Source organism: Aquitalea sp. S1-19 (assembly GCF_024343515.1).
The window spans coordinates 1-12222 of the sequence record NZ_RJTZ01000097.1 but is presented as its reverse complement, the minus strand read 5'-3'; the positions used below and the strand labels follow the sequence as shown (position 1 = coordinate 12222).

Sequence of the window (12222 nt, the reverse complement as noted above, 5' to 3'; positions counted from 1 at the left end):
GCGAAGAAGCGCCGGCAAACCCGGGGGACTTGAGTCCGATGCTGACCGTGGAGCAGCCCGCTGCAGTCGATGTTGTGACGGAGGAGGTGCCACAGGCATCTGCGCCAGCCGCTGCCAAGCCTGCCGCCTCTGCGCCTGCTGTTGCTGTCAAGGTAGAGCCTGCGGTGTCGCCTGAGTCCGGTCTGCGTTTGTCCAGCACTCAGGAGTCCTGGGTCTCGGTGACAGATGCCAAGGGGCAGAAACTGATGTTTGGCAGCCTGATGCCGGGCGAAGAAAAAACACTGGCTGGCACGCCGCCTTACCGTGTACGCATCGGCAATGCAAGCCATGTGACTGTGATCTACAAGGGGCAGCCGGTGGACATGACCGGCAAGATTCGTGGCTCGACCGCCACGCTCAAGCTGGATTGAGGCATCTATGGATAGTTATGGCATTCCCCGTCGCGTGACACGCCAGGTCCGTATCGGCCACCTGATAACCGGTAGCGATGCACCGGTGCTGGTGCAGTCGATGACCAATACCGATACGGCCGATGCGGCGGCGACAGCCGCTCAGGTGTACGAACTGGCCGAGGCGGGCTCCGAAGTGGTGCGTATTACCGTCAATAGTCCGGAGGCCGCAGCCGCCGTGGCCGAAGTGCGGCAGCGGCTGGATGATCTGGGTTGCCGTGTGCCACTGGTGGGCGACTTTCATTTCAATGGCGATAAGCTGCTGAAAGACTATCCGGACTGTGCCCGCGCACTGGCCAAATACCGCATCAATCCGGGTAATGTGGGCAAGGGTGCGCGTGGCGACGAAAAGTTTGCCTTTATGGTGCGTACCGCCATGGAGCTGGATAAGGCGGTGCGTATCGGCGTGAACTGGGGGAGTCTGGATCAGGCCTTGGTGGTGCGCATGATGGACCACAATGCGCGTCTGGCCCAGCCGCTGCCGCCGGACGCGGTGATGCGCGAGGCGCTGATTGTGTCGGCGCTGGAAAGTGCGGACAAGGCGATGGAGCTGGGGCTGCCGGCCGACAATATTATTCTGTCGTGCAAGGTCAGCCATGTGCAGGATCTGATTACCGCTTACCGTAACTTGGCCAGCCGCTGCGATTTCCCGCTGCACTTGGGCCTGACCGAAGCCGGCATGGGCAGCAAGGGCATTGTCGCCTCCAGTGCGGCTTTGGCTGTGCTTTTGCAAGAAGGCATAGGCGACACCATCCGTATCTCGCTGACACCGCAGCCGGGCGAGTCGCGCACGCGCGAAGTGATTGTGGCGCAGGAGTTGCTGCAGACTATGGGCTTGCGCAGTTTCGTGCCTTTGGTCACCGCCTGTCCCGGCTGTGGCCGCACCAGTAGTACCGTATTCCAGGAGCTGGCCGACAGTATCCAGACCTATCTGCGCGAGTCCATGCCGGTATGGCGCTTGCAATATCCGGGCGTGGAAGAGATGAAGGTGGCGGTCATGGGTTGCGTGGTCAATGGTCCGGGCGAGAGCAAGCTGGCCGATATCGGCATTTCGCTGCCCGGAACCGGTGAGGTACCGGTGGCGCCAGTGTATGTGGACGGCGAGAAAACCGTGACGCTCAAGGGCGAGTCTATTGCCGCCGAGTTCAAGGCGCTGGTCGACGACTATGTAGCCAGCCGTTATGGCGAGGGTGGCAGCAAGCGCCAATCATCAGGCTCGAAAGTGATTCCGATCAGGGCGGCGGTTTGATCCGTCCTGCAACAGTGGTTTGATTTAACAAGAAAAGATCATGGCTCAGAAAATTCAGGCGATTCGCGGCATGAACGATGTGCTGCCGGCCGAGTCGCACCAGTGGGAGTATTTTGAAGGGGTGTTGCGCAAGTTGCTGGCCGATTATGGCTACCAGAATATCCGCACCCCCATCGTCGAAGCGACGCCTTTGTTCGTGCGCTCTATCGGCGAGGTGACCGATATCGTCGAGAAGGAAATGTATACCTTCACCGATGCTCTGAATGGCGACAGCCTGACACTGCGTCCGGAAGGAACAGCCGGCACCTTGCGTGCCGTGGTCGAACACAACCTGCTGTATAACGCCACGCAGAAGCTGTGGTATCAGGGGCCGATGTATCGCCACGAGCGCCCGCAAAAAGGACGTTACCGCCAGTTCCATCAGGTGGGGATCGAGGCGCTGGGTTTCGCCGGGCCGGATATCGACGCCGAAATCATCCTGCTGACGGCCGATCTGTGGCAGCGTCTGGGCTTGCAGGACAGTGTGCAGCTGGAAATCAATACGCTGGGCAATAAGGAAGAGCGTGCGGCGCATCGCGAAGCACTGGTGGCCTACCTTGAGCAGCATGCGGATATCCTCGACGAGGACGGCAAGCGCCGCATGTACAGCAACCCCCTGCGCGTGCTGGACACCAAAAATCCGGCCTTGCAGGCTATGGCGAACGCCGCACCGCGTCTGATCGACTATCTGGGCGAAGCTTCCCGCACCCATTACGAGGGCTGGAAGGCGATGATTGGTGCGCTGGGTATCCGCTTCGTGGAAAACCCGCGTCTGGTGCGAGGTCTGGATTATTACAACCAGTCCGTGTTCGAATGGGTGACGACCGAACTGGGCGCGCAGGGCACAGTCTGTGCCGGTGGCCGTTATGATGGGCTGACCGAGCAGCTGGGGGGCAAACCTGCCCCAGGCATCGGTTTTGGCATGGGCATGGAGCGCGTATTGCTGCTGCTGGCCGCCAAAGATTTGCTGCCCAAGGCGCGTGCAGTGGATGTCTATCTGGTACAGCAGGGCGAGGGCGCGGCCATGTATGGCATGCGCGTAGCGCGCAGCTTGCGCGAGGCCGGCTATTCGGTGATCCAGCACTTGGGCGATGGCAGCTTCAAGTCGCAAATGAAAAAGGCCGATGCCTCTGGCGCGGAATTCGCGCTGATCGTCGGTGAAAACGAGATGGCAGCCGGTACCGTGGCGGTGAAACCGCTGCGCACCGAGCTGGCTCAGGAAGTGGTGGCGGTGGATGCGCTTGCGCTGACACTGGCACGTCTGAAATCATAAATAGGGGAGGGGCACCATGGCGTTCGACTTGCAGGAGCAGGAACAGATAGACACGATGCGTACCTTCTGGCAGCAGTGGGGCAAGTGGCTGGCCGCCGCCGTGCTGGCCGCGTGTGCTGCTTATCTTGGCTTCAAGGGTTGGCATCTGTATCAGGCCGAGCGTGCGGAAAAAGCCTCGGCCGTATTTGCTCAGCTGGAAAGTGCCGCGCCTGGCGGTGATCTGGCCAAGATCCGTTCGATTACCAGCAGCTTGCAGCAGGAGTACGGCTCGACATCCTATGCGCCACGCGCTTCGCTGCTGGCTGCCAAGCTGGCATTTGAAAAAAACGATCTGGCGATGGCGCAAAGCCAGCTTAAGTGGGTGATTGGCAATGCCAAGGAACCTTCGGTGCTGGCCATTGCCCATCTGCGTCTTGCTGCGGTATTACTGGATCTCAAGCAATATGATGGCGCGCTGGCCGAGCTGAATGCGGAGCACCCGGCTGGTTTTGACAGCTTCTTTCTCGATATGAAGGGGGATGTCCTGTTCGCCCGTGGCGATCATAAGGCTGCGATGGATGCTTATAAGGCCGCACTGGCCAAGCAAAGCGCAGAAGACCCGATGCGGGAATTCGTGCAAGCCAAAATTGATGCGATCGGGAGCTGATTGATGCTACGCCATACCTTTGCCGCTGTTGCCGTTTCCTCGCTTTTGGCCGGTTGTGCCAGCTTGTTTGAAGGCGCCCAGGCTTACGAGCCGACCCCGCTTGCCAAAATTGAGCAGACTCATGCGCTCAATCTGAAATGGCAGGCCCGTGTACCCGAGGTGAGTCAGGGGCTGTTTGTACCTGCTCATTATCAGGGTGTACTGGCTGCTAGCGGTAATAACGGCGAAGTGGTGCTGCTGGATGCCTTGACCGGCAAGAAAAATGCCGAATTTCGCGTAAAGGGCGAAACACTGGGTGCCGGTGTTGCTGCCGGGGAAGGGGCCTATTTTGTCGGTAACGACAAGGGCGAACTGCTTGCTGTGGACGCAACGGGCAAGGTGTTGTGGCGTCAGAAGTTGACCAGCGTGTTGTCCGAGCCGCCGGTCCTGGCCGCCGGCATGGTGGTGACGCATGCTGCAGATGGTCGTCTGACCGCGTTTGATGCCAAGGATGGCAAGTCCATCTGGACGCAATGGCAGGCTCCGCCTTCCTTGATGGTACGTGCCACCACGCCGGTGATGCTGGCCATAGGCAAGGAGGTTCTGGTCACAGGGATAGCCGGTGGCAAGCTGGCCGTCTACAATCTGCAGTCCGGTGCGCCTTTGTGGGAAGCCACTGTTGCTTCGCCGCGTGGCGGTAGCGAGCTTGAGCGCGTGACCGATGTGGTCAGCCAGCCGCAGTTCGATGGTCGCCGCGTCTGTGCGGTTGCCTATCAGGGCCGTGTGGCGTGCTTTGATGCGCGCGGCGGTAATCTGGTCTGGGCTCGGGAAGTGGCAAGTAGCCGGGGGCTGGCGCTGGACAGTCGCGCGGCCTATGTGACCGGTGAAGATGGCGCGATCTGGGCGTTTGATATCGAGACCGGACGCAATTTGTGGAAAAACGATGCTCTGCGCTACCGTGATGTCAGCGGACCGGTAATGCTGGGCAAGAATATTCTGGTACTGGATGGCGAAGGTTACGCTCACCTTCTTGCCAGCGAGGACGGCCGCCTGATTGGCCGCACGCGTACCGGAGCCGAAGGAACCCTCAGCCAGCCTGTGTCGCTGGGTGACGCTGCCTATGTGCAAGGTCGCAACGGCCGTTTGGCCGTACTGAATTAACCAAGTCTGAATTAATGAAACCGACAATCGCACTGGTTGGCCGTCCCAATGTGGGCAAGTCAACCCTGTTTAACCGCCTGACGCGTTCCCGTGACGCGCTGGTTGCCGACCAGCCCGGTCTGACCCGTGACCGTCACTATGGTCATGGCCGTATGGGTAGCAAGCCCTACCTGGTTATCGACACCGGCGGTTTTGAACCCGTGGTCGACGATGGCATTCTGTGGGAAATGGCACGTCAGACCCTGCAGGCCGTGGATGAGGCGGACGCCATTGTGTTCCTGGTTGATGGCCGTAGTGGTCTGACACCGCAGGACAAGCTGATTGCCAACCGCTTGCGTCAGAGCCAGCGGCCGATTTTTCTGGTGGTGAACAAGGCAGAGGGCATGAGCCCGGCCATGGCGGCCGCCGAGTTCCACGAACTGGCACTGGGTGACCCGTATGCGCTGTCGGCCTCGCATGGCGATGGCGTGCGCGAACTGATCGAAACCGTGCTTGAGCGTTTCCCTGACGCGACGGAAGAAGAGGCGAGCAAGCATCCGAAATTTGCCGTCATCGGTCGCCCTAATGTCGGCAAATCGACGCTGGTGAATGCCATTTTGGGTGAAGAGCGCGTGATTGCGTTCGACCAAGCCGGCACCACACGCGACAGCATCTATATCGATTTCGAGCGGGAAGATCGCAACTACACCATTATCGACACCGCTGGCGTGCGCCGTCGCGGCAAGGTCAATGAAACCATTGAGAAATTCTCGGTGATCAAGACCATGCAGGCGATCGAGGATGCCAATGTGGCGGTGCTGGTGCTGGATGCGCAGCAGGATGTGTCCGAGCAGGACGCAACCATTGCCGGCTTCGCGCTGGAGGCCGGGCGCGCACTGGTGGTGGCGGTGAATAAATGGGATCACCTCGATAACGAGCAAAGAGAGAAGATCCACCGCGATGTCGCCCGCAAGCTGGCCTTCCTTGATTTTGCCAAGTTCCACTATATCTCTGCGCTGGAAGGCAAGGGGGTAGGGGAGTTGTTCAAGTCGATTGATGCCGCTTACAACGCCGCCATGAGCAAGCTGCCGACGCCTAAGCTGACCCGCTTGCTGCAACTGGCTATCGAACGCCAGCAGCCGCCACGGATAGGCTTGACCCGTCCCAAGTTGCGTTATGCGCACCAGGGCGGCATGAATCCGCCGATTATCGTGATTCACGGCAATTCGCTGGATAGTGTGCCGGATAGCTACACTCGTTACCTGGAAAACCTGTATCGTAAAGCTTTCCAGCTGCAAGGCACGCCGCTCAGGGTACAATACAAGTCCAGCGTCAACCCGTATGAGGTTGAAGCCAGCGGCGGCAAGCTCAGCATGCTGAAGCAGCGTGCGGCGAACAAGGCGGAAGCCAAGGCGCGCGAGCAGGCCAAAGAGAAGGAAAAGCTGCCAGCCAAGGCGCGCGTACCGGCCAAGGGCAAGACCGATGGCAAGGTGGCGGCCAAGCCATTTGGCCGACCTGGCGCCAAGCCTGCAGCCAAAACCGGCGGCAAGGCTGTAGCCAAGAATCGAACCAAGAGATAGTACGTCGGTATTTTTTCTGCTAAAAAGAATTTTGGCACCGTTGTGTTTATCTTGAACGAAAACAATTTACGAAGTTTGGAGAATAAAAATGAGCGCTAAAGGGCAAATGCTACAAGACCCGTTTCTGAACATTCTGCGCAAGGAGCACGTGCCAGTTTCCATTTATCTGGTGAACGGCATCAAGCTGCAAGGTCAGATCGAGTCTTTCGATCAATATGTGGTGCTGCTGAAGAATACCGTGACCCAGATGGTGTACAAGCATGCCATCTCCACCGTTGTGCCCGCCCGTGCAGTCAGCATTCCGCATGATGGTCCGGGAGCCTCTGCCAAGGCAGAAGCCCAGTCCGAAGGCTGATTCAGTTTTTGGTGCCATTAAGGGCTGACGGATCCGCCGGCAGGCGTTTTCTTCAGCCCCTATCTTTTTTAAAGACGGGGAAGCCGTGTTCGATCGTCCCGATCAGGGCGACCAGGCCATTCTGGTTTGTCTGGATTTTGGTGAGGCCGACTATGAGGAGGGCGTGCAGGAATGCACCGACCTTGTCAGGAGTGCAGGCGTCAGTATCCAAGGTGTGCTGCGCGGCAAGCGCAGCCGTCCTGATCCGGCCTTATTTGCCGGTAAAGGCAAGGTCGAGGAGCTGGCTGCTCTGGTGAGAGCCAGCGAGGCCGATGTGGTGATTTTCAATCACCAGTTGTCGCCAGGGCAGGAACGCAACCTCGAGCGCGCGCTGCAATGCAGGGTGATAGACCGCAGCAGCTTGATTCTCGATATCTTTGCGCAACGTGCACGCAGCCATGAGGGCAAGTTGCAGGTCGAACTGGCGCAGCTGTCGCATCTGGCGACGCGGCTGGTACGCGGCTGGACCCACCTTGAGCGGCAAAAGGGCGGTATCGGCCTGCGCGGCCCAGGGGAAACCCAGCTGGAAACCGATCGCCGTTTGCTGGGTAACCGGGTCAAGATGCTGAAGGACAGGCTGGTTCAGGTACAAAAGCAGCGTCATACCCAGCGCCGTGGCCGTATCCGTGCCGGTTTTGCCTCGGTATCCATTGTCGGCTACACCAATGCCGGCAAGTCGACCTTGTTCAATAGCCTGACCAAGGCGCGCATTTATGCTGCCGACCAGTTGTTTGCCACCCTGGACACTACCAGCCGGCGTTTATATCTGAATCAGGATTGCTCTATTGTCTTGTCGGACACCGTCGGTTTTATCCGCGACTTGCCACATACGCTGGTGGCGGCTTTTCGCGCCACGCTGGAAGAAACCGTGCAGGCCGATCTCTTGCTGCATGTGGTGGACTCTGCCAGCAGTATGCGCGAGCAGCAGGTAGCGGCGGTGAATCAGGTGCTGGCTGAAATTGGTGCCGACACGATTCCACAGCTGATGGTGTGGAATAAGACGGATTTACGTGGTCTGCCGCCCGAAATCGAGTACGATGATAGCGGGCGACCGGTTTCTGTTCGCGTTTCTGCATTGACTGGTGAGGGGCTGGAACTCCTGCGCACAGCCATTGCCCTACTTGTTTCAAATGATTTACCCCAAGAACCTAACCAAAAAGACCCCGATTGCGATGTCACAATTTGACCCGAACCGAGGCCGTGGAGGTAACGACGGCCCGCCTGACCTGGACGAAATTTTTCGCCGCCTGAATCAGAAGCTTTCGCGCCTGCTGGGTGCCAAGCCGCCGGTCACGGGTGGTAGTCCTAGCCCTGAAGTTTCTCCAGGTGGCATATTCCGTGGTGGCGCACTGGCTGTCGTGGGTGTGGTGGCTGCCTTGTGGCTGGGTAGCGGATTTTATGTAGTGGATGCCAGCGAAGAAGGCGTGGTCTTGCGTCTTGGCAGCTACTCGCGTACTACCGGACCTGGTCTGGGTTGGCATTTGCCTTACCCGTTCGAGAAGGTCGAGATCGTCAACCTGACCGAGGTGCGCAGTCTGGAGATCGGCTATCGCGGCAGCGCCAAAAACCGTATTCCGGAAGAAGCGCTGATGCTGACCGATGACCAGAACATCATCGATGTCCAGTTCTCGGTGCAATACGACATCAAGGATGCCAAGGATTTCCTGTTCAATAACGCCGCACGGGAAAAAGACGCCAAGGACATTGTTAAGCAGGCCGCCGAGACGGCTATCCGCGAGGTGGTAGGGCGCAACAAGGTCGACTTTGTATTGAACGAGGGGCGTGCCCAGATTGCGGTCGAAGCCCAGACACTGATCCAGCAGATTGTGGATCGTTACAAGCTCGGCATTCGTATTGCCAAGGTCAACATCAACGACGTGCAGCCGCCGCAGGCCGTTAGCGCTGCATTTGACGACGCGGTCAAAGCCGGTCAGGACAAGGAAAAGCTGCGCAACGAAGGGCAGGCTTACGCCAATGATGTGATTCCGAAAGCCCGGGGTCTGGCATCGCGTCTGATGGAAGAGGCCGAAGGCTATCGTCAGCGGGTGGTTGATAATGCCGAGGGTGATGCTTCGCGTTTCACCTCGGTACTGTCACAGTACACCAAGGCACCCAAGGTCATGCGTGATCGCATGTACTACGACATGATGCAGCAGGTCATGAGCAATACCTCCAAGGTAGTGGTTGACCAGAAAGGCGGTGGTAATCTTCTGTATCTGCCACTGGACAAGTTGATGCAGCAAGCGGCACCGGGGGCGAATCCTGCCCAGGCTGCGCCTGCCGCGGTGCCTGCGCCTGCCGTGGCGGCCAAGCCGGCTGCCGCTGCCCCTGTCCGCAGTGGGCGTGACCTGACAGACCGCGCCGGGCGGACTGCTGAAACTACGGGCGAGGAGTAAACCATGGATAAACTGATACCGACCCTGGTCGCGCTGGTCGCGGGCCTGCTACTGTTTTCCATGTCGATGTTTACCGTGGATCAACGCCAGTATGCAATGGTGTTCCAGTTTGGTGAGGTGGTACGCATCATCTCCAAGCCTGGCATACAGTTCAAAGTGCCTTTCCTGCAGAATGTGCGTTACTTTGACAAGCGTACGCAGACTATCGATGCTGAAGCCCCCGAGCTCTTTAATACGCGCGAGAAAAAGAACGTATTGGTCGACAGCTATGTGAAGTGGCGCGTGGTCAATGTCGAGCAGTTCTATAAGAGCGTGGGGGGTAACGAGCTGGCGGCCGTGTCGCGCCTGAAGCAGATCATCAATGACGGCTTGCGTGCCGAGTTCGGTCAGAAGGATGTTTCTGATGTGATTTCCGGCAAGCGCGAACAGGTGATGGCGGTTGTAAAGCAGCGCGCTGATGCAGAAGCACGTAAAATGGGCGTCGAAATTCTCGATGTGCGCTTAAAGCGCGTCGATTTTCCGGATAAAATCAGCACGTCCGTGTACGAGCGCATGCGTTCCGAGCGCTTGACCGTTGCCAGCCAGCTACGCAGTGAAGGTGCTGCCGAGGCCGAGCGTATTCGTGCCGATGCCGATCGTCAGCGCGAGATCATTCTGTCGCAAGCCTACAAGGATGCGCAGCGGATCAAGGGTGAGGGCGATGCCAAGTCGGGTGCGATTTATGCGCAGGCTTATGGCAATAATCCCGAGTTCTATGCGTTCTGGCGTAGCATGCAGGCCTACAAGGAATCGTTCAAGAACAAGAGTGATGTAATGGTCTTGCAGCCTGATTCCGCGTTCTTCAAGTATTTCAAGAACCCGGCGGCAGCTGGAAAGTAGTAATATCATCCGTTATCAGCCGGATAACCGGCTGATTCGTTAAAGCCAAGGCGGGAGTGTCTCCCGCCTTTTATTGTGTAGCGATTTCAAACATGCGCAACTGGCTGTTACCCGAACATATTGCCGACATATTACCGGCAACCGCACGTCAGGTGGAGTCCGCCAAGGCGGCGATGCTGGAGCAGTTCCGCACCGCAGGCTACGAGCTGGTCTCTCCGCCTTTGATCGAATATATCGAGGCATTGGTGTCGGAAGACGATGGTGCGCTCGATATCAAGACCTTCAAGCTGGATGACCATCTGTCCGGCCGGCAACTGGGTCTGCGTGCCGACATCACACCGCAGGTGGCACGTATCGACGCCCATCTGCTGTCGGAGCGCACCGGCGTCACGCGCCTGTGTTACGCCGGCAGTGTGGTGCATGCGCGCCCGAACGGGCTGATGAGCTCGCGCGAGCCTTTGCAGGTGGGCGCCGAGCTTTACGGTTACGCCGGCATCGAGGCGGATCTGGAAGTGATAGGTCTGATGCTGGACGCCTTGCGTCTGGGCGGGGTGGAGAATATCCGTCTGGACGTCGGCCATATCGCGATTTTCCGTGGTCTGGTTGCCGCCGCCGCACTGGATGCTACGAGCGCCCGCGAGCTGTTTGCCGCGCTGCAAAGCAAGGATGGCGCCACAATCCGCGAGCTGGTTGCCGGGGTAGCCGAGCCTTACCGTTCGGCTTTTATCGCTTTGCCCGAGCTGTATGGCCCGGCCAGCATGCTGGAAAGCGCGCGTTCACGCCTGCCGTCCCTGCCCGAGATAGAGCTGGGCTTGATGCAGTTGTCGGCTATTGCCCGCGCTTTGCAAGGCAAGGTCGAGCTAAGCTTTGATCTGGCCGAATTACGCAGCGGTTTCTATCATACCGGTTTGCTATTCACCGCTTATGCGCCGGGCTGGTCCGATGCATTGGCGCGTGGTGGCCGTTACGATAATGTCGGCCGGCGCTTTGGCCGTGCGCGCCCGGCTACCGGTTTCAGTCTGGATCTGCGCGACTTGATTCGTATTTTGCCTGCGCGTCATCCTGCGCGCGGTATCCGGGTGGCTGCACGCCAGTTGCCTGATGTATCAAACGAAGTGGCGCGTTTACGCGCGACCGGCGAGATCGTGGTACTGGATTATCTGGGCGAATCTGCCGAAGCCTTGGGCTGCGACCGTGAACTGGTGGCAACGAGCGAAGGCTGGCTGATCGTTCCGTTTCATTGAACTCATTTTGACCGAGAAGAAGAGGTTGCTTCCGATGTCCAACAAGAACGTAGTGGTAATTGGTACCCAGTGGGGTGATGAAGGCAAGGGCAAGATCGTCGATTGGCTGACCGATCACGCTGAAGCCGTGGTGCGCTTTCAGGGCGGCCACAATGCCGGCCACACCCTGGTCGTGAACGGCAAGAAGACCATCCTGCGCCTGATCCCGTCCGGCATCCTGCGCGCCGGGGTTGAGTGCTTCATCGGTAATGGTGTGGTGCTGTCGCCTGAAGCCTTGCTCAAGGAAATCGACGAGCTGCTCGCAGCCGGTGTCGATGTCGACAAGCGCCTGAAGATCGCCGAAGGCTGCCCGCTGATCCTGCCTTACCACGTTGCACTGGATCAGGCGCGTGACTTGGCCAAGGGCGCCGGCAAGATCGGCACCACCGGTCGCGGCATCGGCCCTGCTTACGAAGACAAGGTCGCTCGCCGTGCTCTGCGCGTGATTGACTTGTTCGACCGCGAGGCTTTTGCGGCCAAGCTCAAGGAAAATGTCGATTACTACAATTTCCAGCTGACCCAGTATCACAAGGCCGATCCGGTCAGCTTCGAGGCCATCCTCGAGCAGACCATGCTGCTGGCCGAGCGCATCAAGCCTATGGTGGCCGATGTGTCCCGTACCCTGTACGACAAGAACGCTGCCGGTGTACCTCTGCTGTTTGAAGGTGCGCAAGGCACGTTGCTGGACATCGATCACGGTACCTACCCGTTTGTGACCTCGTCCAACTGCGTAGCAGGTGCTGCTGCACCAGGTGCCGGTGTCGCGCCGCAAATGCTCAGCTATGTGCTGGGTATCGTTAAGGGCTACACCACCCGCGTAGGTTCCGGTCCATTCCCGACCGAGCAGGAAAACGAAATCGGTGCTTTCCTGGCCGAGCGTGGCAATGAGTTCGGTTCGGTCACCGGACGTCCGCG

11 protein-coding genes and 1 pseudogene are annotated in these 12222 nt (G+C 58.7%); all 12 read left to right on the top strand.

The window, feature by feature from the left end:
* A partial coding sequence (locus EGI20_RS13655; RefSeq protein ID WP_498632130.1) for a RodZ domain-containing protein occupies window positions 1-410 on the top strand: 410 nt, incomplete at its 5' end.
* A 7-nt stretch (window positions 411-417) separates the two neighbouring features.
* The gene (gene ispG, locus EGI20_RS13650) at window positions 418-1698 is read left to right on the top strand and encodes a flavodoxin-dependent (E)-4-hydroxy-3-methylbut-2-enyl-diphosphate synthase (protein WP_498632129.1); all 1281 of its coding nucleotides are present in this window, start codon (window positions 418-420) and stop codon (window positions 1696-1698) included.
* 40 nt (window positions 1699-1738) lie between these two features.
* Window positions 1739-3010, top strand: a complete 1272-nt coding sequence (gene hisS / locus EGI20_RS13645; RefSeq protein ID WP_498632127.1) for a histidine--tRNA ligase — start codon at window positions 1739-1741, stop codon at window positions 3008-3010.
* Between the two features lie 16 nt (window positions 3011-3026).
* Window positions 3027-3656, top strand: a complete 630-nt coding sequence (locus tag EGI20_RS13640) for a YfgM family protein (RefSeq protein WP_498632125.1) — start codon at window positions 3027-3029, stop codon at window positions 3654-3656.
* A gap of 3 nt (window positions 3657-3659) precedes the next feature.
* Complete coding sequence (gene bamB, locus EGI20_RS13635) at window positions 3660-4796, top strand: outer membrane protein assembly factor BamB (protein ID WP_498632124.1); 1137 nt, start codon at window positions 3660-3662, stop codon at window positions 4794-4796.
* A gap of 14 nt (window positions 4797-4810) precedes the next feature.
* A pseudogene (gene der, locus EGI20_RS13630) lies at window positions 4811-6187 on the top strand (ribosome biogenesis GTPase Der); the annotation flags it as partial.
* A gap of 256 nt (window positions 6188-6443) precedes the next feature.
* Window positions 6444-6710, top strand: a complete 267-nt coding sequence (hfq, locus tag EGI20_RS13625; protein WP_498632123.1) for an RNA chaperone Hfq — start codon at window positions 6444-6446, stop codon at window positions 6708-6710.
* Window positions 6711-6795: 85 nt separating this feature from the next.
* Window positions 6796-7935: a ribosome rescue GTPase HflX gene (gene hflX / locus EGI20_RS13620; protein WP_498632121.1), complete on the top strand. Its 1140-nt coding sequence runs from the start codon at window positions 6796-6798 to the stop codon at window positions 7933-7935.
* Window positions 7922-9145 (top strand): FtsH protease activity modulator HflK, encoded by a 1224-nt coding sequence (hflK, locus tag EGI20_RS13615; RefSeq protein ID WP_498632120.1) that lies wholly within the window; start codon window positions 7922-7924, stop codon window positions 9143-9145. The genes hflX and hflK overlap by 14 nt, the downstream gene beginning before the upstream one ends.
* Before the next feature lie 3 nt (window positions 9146-9148).
* A complete protein-coding gene (hflC, locus tag EGI20_RS13610) occupies window positions 9149-10024 on the top strand; it encodes a protease modulator HflC (RefSeq protein WP_498632119.1) in 876 nt (291 codons plus the stop codon).
* A 92-nt stretch (window positions 10025-10116) separates the two neighbouring features.
* Complete coding sequence (locus EGI20_RS13605; protein ID WP_498632118.1) at window positions 10117-11268, top strand: ATP phosphoribosyltransferase regulatory subunit; 1152 nt, start codon at window positions 10117-10119, stop codon at window positions 11266-11268.
* Window positions 11269-11302: 34 nt separating this feature from the next.
* Window positions 11303-12222 (top strand): adenylosuccinate synthase (locus EGI20_RS13600; RefSeq protein ID WP_498632116.1); only part of this gene is annotated, 920 nt, incomplete at its 3' end.